Source organism: Aeromonas sp. 604282 (assembly GCF_049170575.1).
Taxonomy (GTDB): domain Bacteria; phylum Pseudomonadota; class Gammaproteobacteria; order Enterobacterales; family Aeromonadaceae; genus Aeromonas; species Aeromonas veronii_A.
Map to the genome: position 1 here is coordinate 1 of NZ_JAAKMV010000023.1, position 18,215 is coordinate 18,215.

Below are 18,215 nucleotides of genomic sequence, written 5' to 3' on the forward strand. Positions count from 1 at the left end.
CCACCGAAGTGCTTGGCCAGCACGTTGGTGATAGCTGCAGTCAGGGTGGTTTTACCGTGGTCAACGTGGCCGATGGTGCCGACGTTTACGTGCGGTTTATTACGCTCAAATTTTTCTTTAGACACGACGTAGTCCTTCTAGGTTAAACCCGCCTACCGTCGTAGGCGGGGAATCTTAAATTACTTGGATTTGCGCTCTTCGATCACGGCTTGTGCAACGTTGGTCGGTGCATCGTGATACTTGGCGAATTCCATGGCGTAGGAAGCACGACCTTGGGTAGCGGAACGCAGTGCAGTTGCATAACCGAACATTTCGGCCAGCGGCACCAGAGCACGTACGATCTTGCCGGACGGGCCATCTTCCATACCTTCGATCAGGCCACGACGACGGTTCAGGTCACCGATCACGTCGCCCATGTAATCTTCCGGAGTTTCAACTTCTACTTTCATGATCGGCTCGAGCAGAACCGGGTTGGCTTTCATGAAGCCAGCCTTAAAGGCCATGGAAGCAGCGATTTTGAACGCCAGTTCGGAAGAGTCGACATCGTGGTAAGAACCGAAGTGCAGACGCACACCCAGATCCATAACCGGGTAACCAGCCAGCGGACCAGATTTGAGCTGCTCACGGATACCTTTATCAACACCCGGGATGAATTCACCAGGAATGACACCACCTTTGATGTCGTTGACGAATTCGTAGGCTTTGCCTTCTTCCAGCGGGTACATGTCGATAACAACATGACCGTACTGACCGCGACCACCAGACTGCTTGGCATGCTTGCCTTCGATGTCTTTAACGGTGGTACGGATGGTTTCACGGTAGGCAACCTGCGGCTTACCTACGTTGGCTTCAACCTTGAACTCGCGACGCATACGGTCAACGATGATGTCCAGGTGCAGCTCACCCATACCGGCGATGATGGTTTGACCTGACTCTTCGTCAGTCCATACGCGGAAGGACGGATCTTCCTGAGCCAGACGGCCCAGTGCCAGACCCATCTTCTCCTGGTCAGCCTTGGTTTTCGGCTCAACCGCGATAGAAATTACCGGCTCCGGGAATTCCATACGCTCGAGGATGATCGGTGCGTTCGGGTCACACAGGGTGTCACCAGTGGTCACGTCTTTCAGACCGATGGCTGCAGCGATGTCACCAGCGCGTACTTCTTTGATCTCTTCACGCTTGTTGGCATGCATCTGAACGATACGGCCAAAGCGCTCGCGCTTGTCCTTGACGGAGTTCAGCACGGTGTCACCGGAGTTGATCACGCCAGAGTAGACACGGAAGAAGGTCAGGTTACCAACGAACGGGTCGGTAGCGATCTTGAACGCCAGAGCAGAGAACGGCTCGTCATCAGAAGCGTGACGCTCGTCTTTGGTCTCGCCGTCCATTTTCAGGCCGTCGATAGCAGCAACGTCGGTCGGAGCCGGCAGGTACTCGATCACGGCATCCAGCATTGCCTGTACGCCCTTGTTCTTGAACGCGGAGCCACAGGTTACCAGGATGATTTCGTTGTTCAGCACGCGCTGACGCAGAGCACCTTTGATCTCTTCCTCGGTCAGCTCTTCGCCGCCCAGGTATTTTTCCATCAGGTCTTCAGACGCTTCAGCAGCGGCTTCAACCAGATTCATGCGCATTTCTTGCGCCTGTTCCAGCAGCTCGGCCGGCACATCTTCGTAGTCGAAGGTGACGCCCTGGTCAGCTTCGTTCCAGTTGATGGCCTTCATCTTGACCAGGTCAACAACGCCCTTGAAGTTCTCTTCAGAGCCGATGTTCAGCTGAAGCGGAACCGGGTTGCCTTTCAGACGGGTCTTGATGTGCTCAACACAACGCAGGAAGTTGGCACCGGTACGGTCCATCTTGTTGACGAACGCGATACGGGGAACCTTGTACTTGTTAGCCTGACGCCATACGGTTTCAGACTGTGGCTGTACGCCACCTACGGCACAGTACACCATCACGGCACCGTCCAGAACACGCATTGAACGCTCTACTTCGATAGTAAAGTCAACGTGGCCCGGGGTATCGATGATGTTGATACGGTGCGGTTGGAACTGTTTACCCATACCGGACCAGAAAGCGGTGGTCGCGGCGGAGGTGATGGTGATACCACGCTCTTGTTCCTGTTCCATCCAGTCCATGGTGGCAGCGCCATCGTGAACTTCACCGATCTTGTGACTTACACCGGTGTAAAACAGTACGCGCTCGGTAGTAGTAGTCTTACCGGCGTCAATGTGAGCGGAGATACCGATGTTACGATAACGCTCAATGGGGGTTGTACGAGCCATTGTCATCCTCTTACTAAGGCGCTTGTCCCTAGATAATTAAAGGTGCGCAGAGTCAGAAGACCCTGCGCAAGCGGATTACCAGCGGAAGTGAGCGAAGGCTTTGTTCGCTTCAGCCATACGGTGAACGTCTTCACGTTTCTTGACAGACGAACCCTTATTGTCAGCGGCATCCAGCAGCTCGCCAGCCAGACGCTGAGCCATTGATTTTTCACCACGTTTACGAGCGGCATCAACCAACCAGCGCATTGCCAGGGCATTGCGACGTACCGGACGAACTTCTACCGGCACCTGATAGGTTGCACCACCGACGCGACGAGATTTAACCTCGACCGCCGGACGAATGTTATCCAGAGCTTCTTCGAATACGGCCAGGTGCTCTTTGCCAGATTTGGTGGCAATGATGTCCAGGGCGCCATAAACAATGGCTTCTGCAACAGATTTCTTACCGTCAACCATTACTACGTTGACAAATTTAGCCAGCAGCTCTGATCCGAACTTGGGATCTGGCAGGATTTTACGCTGACCAACAACACGACGTCTTGGCATTTCAAATTCTCCGTAACTTCAGGGATTACCCAAAACTAGAAAGCTATCTAACTAGAAACGAATTAACGTTTGGCCTTACTTAACGGAGAACCATTAAGCTTTAGGACGCTTCACGCCATACTTGGAGCGAGCCTGCTTACGGTCTTTAACACCGGCACAGTCCAACGCACCACGAACGGTGTGATAACGAACACCTGGCAAGTCTTTTACACGACCGCCACGGATCAGAACAACAGAGTGCTCTTGCAGGTTGTGACCTTCACCACCGATGTAGGAGGTGACTTCGAAGCCGTTGGTCAGACGTACACGGCACACTTTACGCAGTGCAGAGTTAGGCTTCTTCGGGGTGGTGGTATATACACGAGTGCATACGCCACGCTTCTGAGGGCACGCTTCCAGCGCCGGCACGTTGCTTTTCACAACGAGCTTGATGCGTGGCTTGCGAACCAACTGGTTAATAGTTGCCATCAAAAGGCTCCTGATAATGACTTCATAAACGTGTGGAAAATCCTCCCCGCAGATACGGGGACGCGAAATTTTATGCCCTGTTGTCTGGGGAGTCAAGATTTATACAATTTGCGTCACAAAAGGGCAATTCGGATCCGTTTGATTTCACAACATCACCTTGAATTTTCTTGAAAATATGCTTCTCAGCCACCCCAGGTGCGCGGAGAACCTTTTTGCGCAATCAGTGCCACCAGACCCGCCATATCGAGCACATTGCCCACCCGATGCTGCAAACCGCGAGCTTGCAGATCTTCCTGCATCACATAAAGCGGGATACCCGCCAGCCGCGCGCTCCACTGGGGAGCCGATGCCGCAATCACGGCATCCTGCATCAGTACCAGCTCATCCTCGGGCTGAAGGTATGAGAGCGCCTCTGCCAGAGCCTGACTCTGAAAAGGGGAGTTCAATATCAGATGCAACATGGAGACCTCAAAAGCTGATGTGAGTCGAACATTGTGCCCAGCGCCGAGCCAGTTCCTGGCGCGGCAGACTCTCAACGGGGATCAGCAGATCATCCACAGTCACGCCACGCTCTGCCAGCGAGTCAGCACAAACATAGACCTCTTCGATGTCGTAGAGTTCCAGCATCTTGAAGGTGGGTGCGTAGTGGCGCTGCAAAATGGCGGCAGGCTGCTGCTCCTTGAGCAGTTGCAGTACGCCGTCCCCAATCAGGAAGAGGGCCAGCTCATCGGTCATGGCCGAGGTGGCCAGCAGGGCATCCAGTCCTTCCCGGCCGGCGGCATAGCCATGGGGGCCACGACTGCAGATAAAGGCGATTTTCTTGCTCATGACTCCCCCTAGAACTGAACCAACCGATCGGCGGTGAGCGCCGCCTCGGCCAACTGGCCCAGACCGCTCAGGCAAAATGGCGCTTGTAGATTGAAGTGTGCCTGCCCTGCCCCCTTGGCCTCCTGCTCATCGAGCACACCGCGCCGCATGGCGGCAGCGACGCAGACGTCGATACGGATCCCCTGCTCTTCTGCCAGCTCTCGCCACAGACGCACCAGGTCAGTCTCATCGGATGCTGGCAGATGCAGACCGTTGCCGTTGCAGACCCCGTCCTGATAGAAAAACAGGTGGGACAAGGTATGCCCCTGCGCCAACAGGGCGCGGGCAAAACGATAGGCTGTGCTGGCCGATTGGGTGCCATAGGCAGGCCCCGTGACCAGAATGGCAAAACTCAGACTCATAGCAGGACTCCTGTGCTGACCCGGTCCATTTTACGCCAAAAACAAAAAAGCCCCTGCCAGGAGGGGCTTGATTCGATCTGTTGATCAGAGATGGGCAATCGCCTCGACCTCGACCAGCACATCTTTCGGCAGACGGGCCACCTCCACGCAGGAGCGGGCTGGCGCCGCATCGCCAAAGTAGCGGGCATAGACCTGATTGAAAGCAACGAAGTTGTTCATGTCACTCAGGAAGCAGGTGGTTTTGACCACTTTGCTGGCATCGGCACCGGCAGCTTGCAACACGGCGACCAGATTCTTCATCACCCGTTCGGCCTGCTCTTCGATGCCTCCGGCCACGATCTCCATGGTGGCAGGATCGAGCGGGATCTGCCCGGAGGTGAAGATCATCTCGCCAACCTTGGTAGCCTGAACATACGGACCAATCGCGGCAGGCGCCTTGTCGGTTGCAATCACTTCTTTAGCCATTCATCTATCCCCTTCTGGAATGAGTTACTCGTTCTCGTCTTCACCCTGCTTGCGCTGTCGGATGTAAAGATAAACGGTATGTTTTGAAATATTGAGTTTGTCCGCCACCAGATTGATCGAATCCTTGATATCGAAAATGCCCTTCTCGAACAGCTGGGTCACGATGAAGCGGTTCTTGGCATTGTTGGCCACGGTGGGATCGCGATTGATCTCGTCGATGGTGTTATCCACCGTCTGGGCAACCAGCTCTTCCACGCTGTTGGCGAAGGTCTCTGGTGACTGGCGCGCCGCCTGCTGGGGCGTCGGGAAAAATTCGGCCACGAACTCGTGGAAAGGCGCATTGATGTGCAGGTTGATGCAGATAAGCCCCACCACTTGCCGCTCGCTGTTGCGAATGGCTATGGTGCTCGACTTCATCAGGGCGCCGGTACGGCTGCGAGCGAAATAGCTCTGGGTGTAATCCTGGCCGGTGCTCTCGATGTCCTTGAGCATGCGCAGGGCGAGATCGGTGATGGGCGCCCCGAGGGTGCGTCCGGTATTGAAGCCGTTGGCGATCTTGATCACCGACTCATGCAGATTTTCCAGGGAGTGGAGTACCACTTCACAATGCTTGCCGAACAGCTCGGCCAAGCCATCGATGAGCCCATCGTATGAGCGCAACAATTCCCTGTCTTCATCTGTAAAAGTGCGGCTGATCAGCTGTTCTTCGGGAAGCATGGCTTCCTCGATACCGACAGTCATGTTCTACCCCTGTAATAACCATTCAACTTTCCCGAGTTTTAAATTGCAGGGGAGTAAAGTCAACTTTTTTTGATTTTTTACTCTACAACTTTGCTCTGGATCATCCTGAAACCCGCGCTGCGTCTACCTTTGCCGAGGAATTGGCCAACAAAAAGGGCTCCTTGAAGGAGCCCTTTTTAATCACGGATGACGAGTTACTCTTCGTCGAAGCTACCGGCTGCGTTCAGCAGATCCGCCAGGTTCTGCTCCGCTTCATCAGCGGTCACCTGCGGGGTGCCAACAGCACGAGCTGCGGCAGCACGCTGGTTGATCCGGCTATGGTGGTAGGCAAAGCCGGTACCAGCCGGGATCAGACGACCCACGATGACGTTCTCTTTCAGACCACGCAGTTCATCACGCTTGCCACCTACGGCGGCTTCGGTCAGAACGCGAGTGGTTTCCTGGAAGGAAGCTGCGGAGATGAAGGACTCGGTGCTCAGAGATGCCTTGGTAATACCCATCAGTACATGACGGTAGGTCGCAGGGGTCTTGCCCTCGGCAACCAGCTTACGGTTGGCAATCTTCACGCGAGCCACTTCAACCTGTTCGCCTTCGATCAGATCGGTATCGCCAGCGCTCAGGATCTCGCACTTGCGCAGCATCTGACGAACGATGACTTCGATGTGCTTGTCGTTGATCTTAACGCCTTGCAGACGGTAAACGTCCTGCACTTCGTTGGCGATGTAGTTGGCGACCGGGCTGATACCGCGCAGACGCAGGATGTCGTGAGCAGACTCAGGACCGTCTGCCAGCACTTCACCCTTCTCAACTTTTTCACCTTCGAACACGTTCAGGTTACGCCACTTCGGAATCATCTCTTCGTAGACGTTGCCACCATCGGTCGGGGTAATGACCAGACGGCGTTTGCCCTTGGTCTCTTTCCCGAAGGAGATGGTACCGGAGATCTCGGCCAGAATTGCCGGTTCCTTCGGTTGACGTGCTTCGAACAGATCCGCAACGCGCGGCAGACCACCGGTGATGTCCTTGGTACCGCCGGACTCTTGCGGGATACGCGCTACCGCGTCACCCACGCCCACGTTGGCACCATCTTCCAGGTTCACGATCGCCTTGCCCGGCAGGAAGTACTGGGCGGCTACATCGGTACCCGGGATCATCACGTCTTTGCCGTTCAGGTCGACCAGTTTAACGGTCGGACGCATCTCTTTACCGGCGCTCGGACGCTCGTTGACGTCCAGAACAACGATAGAAGAGAGACCGGTCAGCTCGTCGGTCTGACGAGTGATGGTCACACCATCGATCATGTGTTCGAACTGCAGGCGACCTGCCACTTCGGTGATGATCGGGTGGGTGTGCGGATCCCAATTGGCAACGGTCTCGCCAGCACTCACGGCCTGGCCGTCCTTCACTTCCAGTACAGAACCGTAAGGCAGCTTGTGGCTTTCCTTGGTACGGCCCATGTCGTCCATGATGGTCAGTTCGGTAGAACGTGAGGTGATAACCAGTTTGTCATCGCTGTTGTGAACGAACTTGGCGTTCTGCAGCTTGATGGTACCTGTGTTCTTGACCTGGATGCTGCTTTCAGCAGCGGCACGAGATGCAGCACCACCGATGTGGAACGTACGCATCGTCAGCTGGGTACCCGGTTCACCGATGGACTGGGCGGCGATAACACCGACAGCCTCACCCTTGTTAACCAGGTGACCACGGGCCAGATCACGGCCGTAGCAGTGAGCACAGTTACCGAAGTCGGTTTCACAGGTGATGGCAGAACGAACCTTCACACGGTCAACGGAGTTGCGTTCCAGCAGGTCACACAGCTGCTCGTCGAGCAGGGTGTTGCGAGCAACCAGGATCTCGTCCTCGGTACCCGGCTTGATGACATCTTCTGCCACCACACGACCCAGCACGCGTTCACGCAGCGGCTCGACCACGTCGCCACCCTCGATCAGCGGAGTCATCCACAGACCGTCGGTAGTGCCGCAATCGTCCTCGGTGATCACCATGTCCTGCGCCACGTCTACCAGACGACGAGTCAGGTAACCGGAGTTCGCAGTCTTCAGTGCAGTATCCGCCAGACCCTTACGAGCACCGTGGGTAGAGATAAAGTACTGCAGTACGTTCAGACCTTCGCGGAAGTTCGCGATGATCGGAGTCTCGATGATGGAGCCATCCGGCTTGGCCATCAGGCCACGCATACCGGCCAGCTGACGGATCTGGGCGGCGGAACCCCGCGCACCAGAGTCGGCCATCATAAAGATGCTGTTGAACGAGGCCTGCTCTTCTTCTTCACCCAGCGAGTTGACGTTACGCTCTTTGGACAAGTTCTCCATCATGGCCTTGGAGACGCGCTCGTTGGCGCTGGCCCAGATATCGATAACCTTGTTGTAACGTTCGCCCGCAGTTACCAGACCGGACAGGAACTGGTCCTGGATCTCGGCAACTTCGGCTTCGGCAGACGCGATGATGTCTTTCTTGGCATCCGGGATGACCATGTCATCGATACCAACGGAAGCACCGGACAGCGCCGCGTAGTGGAAACCGGTATACATCAGCTGGTCAGCGAAGATAACGGTGTCCTTCAGCCCCTGCTTGCGATAGCAGGTGTTCAGCAGACGGGAGATGAGCTTTTTGCCCAGCGCCTTGTTGGATACGCATTTGATCCAGTTCTGCGGATTGGCTTCCAGATCGGCCTGCTCGGCAGCAGTCAGCACCTTCGGCTCGTCGATCAGGGCGTATTCCATACCTTTCGGCAGGATCAGGCTCAGGATCGCACGACCAACGGTGGTGTTCTTCATCTCGGTCTTGGCAACCAGCTCACCGGCTTCGTTCTTCACGTACTCGGTGATGCGGCACTTGACGCGAGCATGCAGGTCGGCCAGACCAGCACGGTACACTTTCTCGGCCTCTTTCGGGCCGGACAGCACCATACCTTCACCCTTCGCATTGATGCGGGCGCGGGTCATGTAGTACAGACCCAAGACCACGTCCTGAGAAGGAACGATGATCGGCTCACCGGAGGCTGGCGACAGGATGTTGTTGGTAGACATCATCAGCGCACGCGCTTCCAGCTGGGCTTCCAGGGTCAGCGGTACGTGGACCGCCATCTGGTCACCATCGAAGTCCGCGTTATACGCAGCACAAACCAGCGGGTGCAGCTGGATTGCCTTGCCTTCGACCAGAGTCGGTTCGAATGCCTGGATACCCAGACGGTGCAGGGTCGGTGCACGGTTCAGCAGAACCGGGTGCTCGCGGATCACTTCGTCCAGGATATCCCAAACGACAGCTTCCTCGCGCTCCACCATCTTCTTGGCGGCCTTGATAGTGGTCGCCAGACCGCGGGTTTCCAGCTTGCCATAGATGAACGGCTTGAACAGTTCCAGCGCCATCTTCTTCGGCAGACCGCACTGATGCAGACGCAGAGTCGGGCCTACGGTGATAACGGAACGACCGGAGTAGTCGACACGCTTACCGAGCAGGTTCTGACGGAAACGACCCTGCTTACCCTTGATCATATCGGCCAGGGATTTCAGCGGGCGCTTGTTGGAACCGGTGATGGCACGACCGCGACGGCCGTTATCCAGCAGCGCATCGACGGACTCTTGCAGCATACGCTTTTCGTTGCGCACGATGATGTCCGGAGCAGCCAGATCCAGCAGACGCTTCAAGCGGTTGTTACGGTTGATCACGCGACGGTACAGATCGTTCAGATCGGAAGTCGCGAAACGGCCGCCGTCCAGCGGTACCAGCGGACGCAGGTCCGGCGGCAGCACAGGCAGCACTGTCATGATCATCCACTCCGGCTTGTTGCCGGACTGCAGGAAAGCTTCCATCAGCTTCAGACGCTTGGTGGTCTTCTTGCGTTTGGTCTCGGAGTTGGTCTGATCCAGCTCCTCACGCATCGCTTTGACTTCACCTTCCAGATCGATGGCGCGCAGCAATGCCAGGATTGCTTCGGCACCCATCTTGGCGTCAAATTCGTCGCCCCACTCTTCCAGCGCATCCAGGTACTGCTCTTCGGAGAGCATCTGGCTGCGTTCGAGGTTGGTCATGCCCGGCTCGATAACTACGAAAGATTCGAAGTAGAGCACGCGTTCGATGTCGCGCAGGGTCATGTCCAGAAGCAGACCGATACGGGACGGCAGGGACTTCAGGAACCAGATGTGGGCAGTCGGGCTGGCCAGCTCGATGTGGCCCATACGCTCACGACGGACCTTGGTCTGGGTCACTTCAACGCCGCACTTCTCACAGATCACACCACGGTGTTTCAGGCGCTTGTACTTGCCGCACAGACACTCGTAGTCCTTCACCGGTCCGAAGATACGGGCGCAGAACAGACCATCACGCTCCGGCTTGAAAGTCCGGTAGTTGATGGTCTCAGGCTTTTTGACCTCACCGAATGACCAGGAGCGGATCATGTCAGGAGAGGCCAGACCGATCTTGATACTGTCAAACTCTTCGGTCTTGGTCTGAGCCTTCAAAAACTTGAGTAAGTCTTTCACGTGTTTCCCCTGTCAGGAGTCTAACCTCGGCGCCCCGGCTGCCAAAACAGCGGGGCGCCCACGTCAATTCTCGAACAATAAGAGCGAGCTCTTACTCTTCGTCCAGCTCGATGTTGATACCCAGAGAGCGGATTTCCTTCAGCAATACGTTGAAGGATTCGGGCATGCCCGGCTCCATACGGTGGTCGCCATCCACGATGTTCTTATACATCTTGGTACGGCCATTCACATCGTCAGACTTGACGGTCAGCATTTCCTGCAGGGTATATGCCGCACCGTAAGCCTCCAGGGCCCACACTTCCATCTCACCGAAACGCTGACCACCGAACTGAGCCTTACCACCCAGCGGCTGCTGGGTAACCAGGCTGTAAGAACCGGTAGAACGCGCGTGCATCTTGTCGTCGACCAAGTGGTTCAGCTTGAGCATGTACATGTAACCAACGGTTACTTTACGCTCGAAGCGGTTACCGGTACGGCCATCGAACAGATCAATCTGACCGGACTCCGGCAGATCGGCCAGCTTCAGCAGGGCTTTGATTTCGCGCTCTTTGGCACCATCAAACACTGGAGTAGCAACCGGCAGACCCTTACGCAGGTTACCCACTAGGGTACGTACGTCGTCATCAGACAGTTCGGCGATGTTCACTTGCTGGGTGTCCTTCTCGCCCAGGTCGTAGACCTGTTGCAGGAAGTTGCGCATCTCGTGCAGCTCGCGCTGCTCTTTGACCATGCGATCGATCTTCTCGCCGATCCCCTTGGCCGCAAGGCCCAGGTGCACTTCGAGGATCTGACCGATGTTCATACGGGATGGTACGCCCAACGGGTTCAGTACGATGTCGACCGGACGGCCGAACTCGTCATGAGGCATATCCTCGACCGGACAGATCTTGGAGATAACACCCTTGTTACCGTGACGGCCCGCCATCTTGTCACCCGGCTGGATGCGACGCTTGACTGCCAGATAAACCTTGACGATTTTCAGTACGCCCGGCGCCAGATCATCACCCTGGATAATCTTGCGACGCTTGTTCTCGAACTTCTTGTCGAACTCGGCTTTCAGCTCAACGTGCTGTTCAGCGATCTGCTCCAGTTCGGTCTGCTTGGCTTCATCTTCGATGGCCAGTTCAAACCACTTGGAACGCTCCAGCTTGTTCAGACGATCTTCGCTGTAACCGGCGGCCAGCAGCAGGTTGCGGGAGCGGCCGAAAATGCCGTCTTCCAGGATCTTGAACTCTTCGGTCAAGTCCTTCTTCGCTTCCTTCAGCTGCATCTCTTCGATTTCTTTGGCGCGCTTGTCTTTTTCCACGCCATCGCGGGTAAAGACTTGCACGTCAACCACAGTACCGTACACACCGTTCGGTACACGCAGGGAGGAGTCCTTCACGTCGGACGCCTTCTCACCGAAGATGGCGCGCAGCAGCTTCTCTTCCGGAGTCAGCTGGGTTTCACCTTTCGGCGTTACCTTACCAACCAGAATGTCGCCGCCCTTCACTTCGGCACCCACGTAGACGATACCGGACTCGTCCAGCTTGGACAGAGCGGCTTCACCCACGTTCGGGATGTCAGCAGTGATCTCTTCCGGACCCAGCTTGGTGTCACGGGAGATACAGGCCAGTTCCTGGATATGGATGGTGGTCAGGCGATCTTCCTGAACAACACGCTCGTTCACCAGGATCGAGTCTTCGAAGTTGTAACCGTTCCACGGCATGAACGCGACGCGCATGTTCTGACCCAGAGCCAGTTCACCCAGATCGGTGGACGGGCCGTCAGCCAATACGTCGCCAGCCATGACCGGCTCACCCAACATCACGCAAGGACGCTGATTGATACAGGTGTTCTGGTTGGAACGGGTGTATTTGGTCAGGTTGTAGATGTCGATACCGGCTTCGCCTGGCATCAGCTCATCTTCATTTACCTTGATAACGATACGGGAGGCATCGACGTAGTCGATCATGCCGCCACGCTTGGCAACTACGGTTACACCGGAGTCAACGGCCACAGCGCGTTCCATACCGGTACCTACCAGCGGCTTGTCAGCACGCAGAGTCGGTACAGCCTGACGTTGCATGTTTGAACCCATCAATGCGCGGTTCGCGTCATCGTGTTCCAGGAACGGGATCAGAGCGGCTGCCACAGATACGATCTGCTGCGGACTCACGTCCATATACTGGATCTGGTCGGCGTTCATAAAGGTGGATTCACCTTTATGACGGCACGGGATCAATTCATCTTTCAGACGGCCATCTTCGGTGGTCGCGGCGTTAGCCTGTGCGATCACGTACTTGCCTTCTTCAATAGCAGACAGGTAGTCCACTTCGTCGGTGATCACACCGTCAATGACCTTGCGGTACGGGGTCTCGAGGAAACCGTACTCGTTGGTACGAGAGTACACGGACAGGGAGTTGATCAGACCGATGTTCGGACCTTCAGGAGTCTCGATCGGGCACAGACGACCATAGTGGGTCGGGTGTACGTCTCGGACTTCAAAGCCGGCACGCTCACGAGTCAAACCGCCCGGGCCCAGCGCAGAGATACGGCGCTTGTGGGTCACTTCGGACAGCGGGTTGTTCTGGTCCATAAACTGGGACAGCTGGCTGGAACCAAAGAACTCTTTGACTGCGGCGGAGATCGGCTTGGCGTTGATCAGATCCTGCGGCATCAGGGTGTCCAGGTCGCCCAGGGAGAGACGCTCCTTGACCGCACGCTCGACACGCACCAGACCGACGCGGAACTGGTTTTCAGCCATTTCACCGACAGAACGGATACGACGGTTACCCAGGTGGTCGATATCGTCCACTTCGTCGTTACCGTTACGGATGTCGATCAGGCGCTTCATTACATCGACGATGTCGTCTTTGGTCAGAACGCCAGCGCCAGTCTCGTCTTCACGACCCAGACGGCGGTTGAACTTCATCCGACCTACGGTAGACAGGTCGTAACGTTCGGCAGAGAAGAACAGGTTTTCGAACAACTGCTCTGCTGCTTCACGTGTCGGCGGCTCGCCCGGACGCATCATGCGGTAGATTTCTACCAGCGCTTCCAGACGGTTGGTGCTGGAATCGACGCGCAGGGTCTCGGACATGTAGGCACCGTGGTCCAGTTCGTTGGTGAACAGAACCTCGAAATGCTTGAAGCCGGCCTGGGACAGGTTGGCAATCGCTTCCAGGCTCAGAGCCTGGTTGGCTGCCACTACCAGTTCGCCAGTTTGCGGATGTGCGTAGTCCTTGGCAGCAACTTTGCCAACAACGTACTCAACCGGTACCTCAATCTGGGTAACAGCATCTTTTTCCAGCTGACGGATGTGACGGGCAGTCACACGACGACCGGTTTCAACAACCACGGCACCATTGGCCACGATGTCGAAGGTCGCAGTTTCGCCACGCAGGCGCTCCGGCACCAGATCCATCATCAACTTGCCATCTTTGACCTCGAAACCGATGGTTTCGAAGAAGGTGGCCAGGATCTCTTCGGAAGTGAAGTCCAGGGCGCGCAGAATGATGGATGCCGGCAGTTTGCGACGACGGTCGATACGGACAAACAGGTTGTCTTTCGCATCGAACTCGAAGTCCAGCCAGGAGCCACGGTAGGGGATAACGCGGGCGTTATACAACACCTTACCGGATGAATGTGTCTTGCCTTTATCGTGGTCGAAGAAGACGCCCGGGCTGCGGTGCAGCTGGGAAACGATAACCCGCTCGGTACCATTGATAACAAAGGTACCGTTCTCGGTCATGAGCGGAATTTCGCCCATGTATACTTCTTGTTCCTTGATGTCTTTGACGGTGCCGGCAGCTGCTTCACGGTCGTACAGAACCATACGAAGCTTGACACGCAGCGGCGCGGAGTAGGTCACTCCACGGATCTGGCATTCTTTTACGTCAAATACCGGCTCACCCAGGCGATAGCTGACATACTGAAGCTCAGCACTACCGGAGTAACTGGTGATCGGGAAAACGCTACGGAAAGCGGCCTCTAGGCCATATTCACCTTCCGGGTCAGCCTCGATGAACTGCTTGAAGGAGTCCAGCTGAATGGACAACAGATAAGGCGTGTCCAGTACCTGGTCTCGCTTACCGAAGTCCTTACGAATGCGTTTTTTTTCGGTATAAGAGTAAACCATAGGGTTCCTCAGCTCGCTGATAAGTGACCCACTCTGTCCCGCGGGACAGCTCTGTCTCAACACCGTTTTGTGTTGGCCCGGACGAAAGAAGACAGTCCGGATTGCTGGTGCACCGAGAGTCGTAAACGGTGTGAAATGCTCTCAGTCTACAGCGCAAAAAGGCTGGTGAACAAAAATTCACCAGCCCTAGCCTGTTTTATCAGGCTAATCTACATAAATGCAGATTATTTGATCTCAACAGAAGCACCGGCAGCTTCCAGCTCTTTCTTCAGAGCTTCAGCTTCGTCTTTGGAGACGGCTTCTTTCAGGTTAGCCGGAGCAGCTTCTACCAGATCTTTGGCTTCTTTCAGGCCCAGACCGGTAGCGCCACGAACGGCTTTGATGACGGCAACTTTGTTGGCACCGGCAGCAGTCAGAACTACGTCGAACTCGGTCTTCTCTTCTACTGCTTCAGCGGCCGGACCGGCAGCAACAGCAACAGCGGCAGAAACACCGAACTTCTCTTCCATAGCTTCGATCAGCTCAACAACTTCCATTACGGACATGGAAGCAACGGCTTCGATGATTTGGTCTTTAGTGATAGACATGACAAAAATTCCTGATGTTGAATAAACTCAAACAGCCTAAATAGGCGAGAATCAAGCAGCAGCTTGTTTCTGGTCGCGAACAGCAGCGATAGTACGAACCAGCTTGCCAGCAGAGGCTTCTTTCATAGTCGCCATCAACTTCGCAATTGCTTCTTCGTAAGTCGGCAGCGTGGCCAGACGATCAATTTGTGCTGCGGCGATAAACTCACCGTTAAAAGCGCCAGCCTTGATTTCGAACTTTTGGTTCGCTTTGGCAAACTCTTTGAACAGACGAGCAGCAGCGCCCGGGTGTTCGTTAGAGAAAGCAATCAAGGTAGGACCGGTAAATGCGTCGTTCAGGCACTCGTATTCGGTACCTTCTACCGCGCGACGCAGCAGGGTGTTACGCACAACGCGCATGTACACACCGGCTTCACGAGCGGTTTTACGCAGGACGGTCATCTTGTCTACAGTGACACCGCGAGAATCGGCAACAACTGCAGAAAGAGCGCCTTTGGCAGCTTCGTTGACTTCAGCAACAATTGCCTTTTTGTCTTCGAGTCCCAATGCCATTGGCTTAACTCCTGGATTGAATCCGGGTCAAATGACCCAGTACTGACACATCCCCCCTACCTTTACAACAGAGGGGAACGATGCGGTAGCAGGATTCCAGAAGAGAAAGAATCTTTCTCGCTGGGTTTCCGGCACCGTCTACGCAGGAAACATTAAGGCTTTGCAGCCTCCTGCGGTCTTGGACGGAGGTCGAAACCCCCAACCAATCAAGGCGCAAAATTATAGATTAAATTTTGCGCCTTGTAAAACCCATCAATTAGGCCTGAGCTTCCAGAGAAGCTTGGTCTACGGCAACACCGGCACCCATGGTGGTGGAGATGCTGACTTTCTTGATGAATTGACCTTTGGCGGAAGAGGGCTTGCCTTTTTTCAGGGCAACCAGCAGAGCTTCCAAGTTTTCTTTCAGCTGAACTTCGTTGAAAGAAACCTTACCCAGAGTGGTATGGATGATACCATTCTTGTCGTTACGGTAACGAACCTGACCAGCCTTGGCGTTCTTGACGGCTTCGGCAACGTTCGGGGTTACAGTACCAACTTTCGGGTTAGGCATCAGGCCGCGCGGGCCCAGGATTTGACCCAGTTGACCAACAACGCGCATGGCATCCGGGGATGCGATAACTACGTCGAAGTTCATCTCGCCTTTCTTGACCAGATCGGCCAGGTCATCCATACCTACCAGGTCAGCACCGGCAGCTTTAGCTGCTTCGGCGTTGGCACCTTGGGTAAATACGGCAACGCGAACGTCACGACCGGTACCGTGCGGCAGTACAGTAGCACCACGTACGTTCTGGTCAGATTTACGAGCGTCGATACCCAGGTTGACAGCAACGTCAACGCTTTCAACGAACTTGGCGGTAGCCAGTTCTTTCAGCAGGGCAATGGCTTCGTTGATGGAGTACTCTTTGGTACCGTCAACTTTTTCGCGAATAACGCGCATACGCTTGGAAAGTTTAGCCATTGTCTTAATCCTCCACTACCAGACCCATGGAACGAGCGGAGCCTGCGATGCAACGTACTTTTGCATCCAGATCGGCACCAGTCATATCCGGCTCTTTGGTCTTGGCGATTTCTTGCAGCTGGGCAACGGTCACCTTACCAACCTTGTCTTTGTTCGGCTTGGAAGAACCAGACTTGATGCCAGCAGCTTTCTTCAGCAGGAAGGAAGCAGGCGGAGTCTTGGTTTCGAAGGTGAAGGAACGGTCGCTGTAAACGGTGATCACGACCGGGGTCGGTGAACCTTTTTCCAGCTTCTCTGTACGAGCGTTGAACGCCTTACAGAATTCCATGATGTTAACACCGTGTTGACCCAGTGCAGGACCAACGGGAGGAGACGGGTTGGCTGCACCAGCAGCAACCTGCAGCTTGATATAAGCTGTGACTTTCTTAGCCATTAGGAAAATACCTCAAAAATGGGTTCTAGCGCCTCGGAGACTTGCTCCTGCAAACGGCTCCCCAACTAATAAAGGGGCAGCGAATTATAGAGATATTCGCTGCCCCTGACAACCGTTAAACGTACAGAATTCAATCAGCCCTTTTCGACCTGACCAAAATCCAGTTCAACAGGAGTAGAACGACCGAAGATCAGTACAGAAACCTTCACTCGGCTCTTCTCATAATCAACCTCTTCAACGGTACCGTTGAAGTCGGCAAACGGACCATCGGCAACCCGCACCATTTCACCCGGTTCAAACAGGGTTTTCGGACGCGGCTTGTCGTGGGCATCCTGCAGACGGTTCAGGATGGCATCGGCCTCTTTGTCGGAGATCGGTGCCGGACGGTCGGAAGTACCGCCGATGAAGCCCATAACACGCGGTACGTTACGCACCAGGTGCCATGTGGTTTCATCCATGATCATCTGGACCAGGACATAACCCGGGAAAAACTTGCGCTCACTCTTGCGCTTCTGGCCTGCACGCATCTCGACCACTTCTTCGGTCGGGACTAGTACTTCACCGAACATGTCTTCCATGCCATGCATCTTGATATGTTCACGCAGGGATTTGGCAACACGGCCTTCATAGCCGGAAAACGCCTGCACGACATACCATCTCATACGCTGTTCACGTTGTTCAGTCATGGCTTATCCTTACACACCGGTAATCAGGTTAACCAACCAGACCAAGGCGCCGTCCAGAACGAACAGCAGCAGCCCCATCACGGCGGTCACCGCCAGCACAATCAGGGTTGTCTGAATGGCTTCCTGACGGGTTGGCCATACGACCTTGCGGACTTCCAGGCGAGACTCACGGGCGAATGCCAGTGTTGCCTTCCCTTTGGTGGTTTGCAGGGCTACTGCACCAGCAGCAGCGATGACAATGACCACACCCAAGGCGCGGACGGCAGCAATAACATCGCTCAGCAGATAATTACCTACTACAGCGGCCACCAGGATAATGAAAACCAGGCCCCAAAGCAGGGTATCCTTGCTTCCGCCCTGGTTCTCAGAACTAACACTCATACAACCCACCTGTATCTGACGTAACCAAAGACACAAAAGCCCCGTACGAGACGAGGTATATGGCAGGGGCGGCAGGACTCGAACCCGCAACCATCGGTTTTGGAGACCGCTGTTCTACCAATTCGAACTACGCCCCTGCATAAGAAAGCCCCTATTATAGGGGCTTTGCTTTATTTATGTAAGCCAAAGATTAAGCGATAACTTTAGCTACAACACCAGCACCTACGGTACGGCCACCTTCACGGATAGCGAAACGCAGGCCGTC

Annotated in this window: 18 protein-coding genes and 1 tRNA gene; all 19 read right to left on the bottom strand. The window is 55.1% G+C overall.

Features of this window, described 5'->3' with window-relative positions; genetic code table 11:
- The coding region (locus G5367_RS19800) for a GTP-binding protein (RefSeq protein ID WP_234887766.1) at nt 1-125 on the bottom strand (125 nt) is incomplete at its 3' end.
- 54 nt (nt 126-179) lie between these two features.
- Nucleotides 180-2,285: an elongation factor G gene (gene fusA / locus G5367_RS19805; protein ID WP_216979948.1), complete on the bottom strand. Its 2,106-nt coding sequence runs from the start codon at nt 2,283-2,285 to the stop codon at nt 180-182.
- Between the two features lie 75 nt (nt 2,286-2,360).
- Nucleotides 2,361-2,831 (bottom strand): 30S ribosomal protein S7, encoded by a 471-nt coding sequence (gene rpsG, locus G5367_RS19810; protein WP_005339911.1) that lies wholly within the window; start codon nt 2,829-2,831, stop codon nt 2,361-2,363.
- A gap of 93 nt (nt 2,832-2,924) precedes the next feature.
- On the bottom strand, nt 2,925-3,299 hold the full coding sequence (rpsL, locus tag G5367_RS19815) for a 30S ribosomal protein S12 (protein ID WP_005306278.1): 375 nt from the start codon (nt 3,297-3,299) through the stop codon (nt 2,925-2,927).
- A 182-nt stretch (nt 3,300-3,481) separates the two neighbouring features.
- Nucleotides 3,482-3,760: a sulfurtransferase complex subunit TusB gene (tusB, locus tag G5367_RS19820; RefSeq protein WP_005339909.1), complete on the bottom strand. Its 279-nt coding sequence runs from the start codon at nt 3,758-3,760 to the stop codon at nt 3,482-3,484.
- A 7-nt stretch (nt 3,761-3,767) separates the two neighbouring features.
- Nucleotides 3,768-4,127: a sulfurtransferase complex subunit TusC gene (tusC, locus tag G5367_RS19825; protein WP_421245183.1), complete on the bottom strand. Its 360-nt coding sequence runs from the start codon at nt 4,125-4,127 to the stop codon at nt 3,768-3,770.
- Between the two features lie 8 nt (nt 4,128-4,135).
- On the bottom strand, nt 4,136-4,528 hold the full coding sequence (gene tusD, locus G5367_RS19830) for a sulfurtransferase complex subunit TusD (protein WP_266135192.1): 393 nt from the start codon (nt 4,526-4,528) through the stop codon (nt 4,136-4,138).
- An 84-nt stretch (nt 4,529-4,612) separates the two neighbouring features.
- Nucleotides 4,613-4,993: a RidA family protein gene (locus G5367_RS19835; protein WP_019446597.1), complete on the bottom strand. Its 381-nt coding sequence runs from the start codon at nt 4,991-4,993 to the stop codon at nt 4,613-4,615.
- 24 nt (nt 4,994-5,017) lie between these two features.
- Nucleotides 5,018-5,734, bottom strand: a complete 717-nt coding sequence (locus tag G5367_RS19840; protein WP_005339902.1) for a helix-turn-helix transcriptional regulator — start codon at nt 5,732-5,734, stop codon at nt 5,018-5,020.
- 194 nt (nt 5,735-5,928) lie between these two features.
- Nucleotides 5,929-10,233, bottom strand: coding sequence for a DNA-directed RNA polymerase subunit beta' (gene rpoC / locus G5367_RS19845; RefSeq protein ID WP_100647045.1), 4,305 nt, complete (start codon nt 10,231-10,233; stop codon nt 5,929-5,931).
- A 91-nt stretch (nt 10,234-10,324) separates the two neighbouring features.
- Nucleotides 10,325-14,353: a DNA-directed RNA polymerase subunit beta gene (rpoB, locus tag G5367_RS19850; protein WP_005341838.1), complete on the bottom strand. Its 4,029-nt coding sequence runs from the start codon at nt 14,351-14,353 to the stop codon at nt 10,325-10,327.
- A gap of 224 nt (nt 14,354-14,577) precedes the next feature.
- A complete protein-coding gene (rplL, locus tag G5367_RS19855) occupies nt 14,578-14,940 on the bottom strand; it encodes a 50S ribosomal protein L7/L12 (protein WP_005341840.1) in 363 nt (120 codons plus the stop codon).
- Nucleotides 14,941-14,991: 51 nt separating this feature from the next.
- The gene (gene rplJ, locus G5367_RS19860) at nt 14,992-15,492 is read right to left on the bottom strand and encodes a 50S ribosomal protein L10 (protein WP_005339895.1); all 501 of its coding nucleotides are present in this window, start codon (nt 15,490-15,492) and stop codon (nt 14,992-14,994) included.
- A gap of 256 nt (nt 15,493-15,748) precedes the next feature.
- On the bottom strand, nt 15,749-16,450 hold the full coding sequence (gene rplA, locus G5367_RS19865; RefSeq protein ID WP_005339888.1) for a 50S ribosomal protein L1: 702 nt from the start codon (nt 16,448-16,450) through the stop codon (nt 15,749-15,751).
- 4 nt (nt 16,451-16,454) lie between these two features.
- Nucleotides 16,455-16,883: a 50S ribosomal protein L11 gene (gene rplK, locus G5367_RS19870; RefSeq protein WP_005339887.1), complete on the bottom strand. Its 429-nt coding sequence runs from the start codon at nt 16,881-16,883 to the stop codon at nt 16,455-16,457.
- Nucleotides 16,884-17,017: 134 nt separating this feature from the next.
- Nucleotides 17,018-17,545 (bottom strand): transcription termination/antitermination protein NusG, encoded by a 528-nt coding sequence (gene nusG, locus G5367_RS19875; RefSeq protein ID WP_019840195.1) that lies wholly within the window; start codon nt 17,543-17,545, stop codon nt 17,018-17,020.
- 33 nt (nt 17,546-17,578) lie between these two features.
- Entirely contained in the window at nt 17,579-17,950 is a 372-nt protein-coding gene (gene secE, locus G5367_RS19880; RefSeq protein WP_005341843.1) for a preprotein translocase subunit SecE, read from the bottom strand.
- A gap of 60 nt (nt 17,951-18,010) precedes the next feature.
- A tRNA-Trp gene (locus G5367_RS19885) sits at nt 18,011-18,087 on the bottom strand.
- A 53-nt stretch (nt 18,088-18,140) separates the two neighbouring features.
- Nucleotides 18,141-18,215, bottom strand: a 75-nt coding sequence (locus G5367_RS19890; protein WP_197724836.1) for a hypothetical protein, incomplete at its 5' end; no start/stop codon positions are given.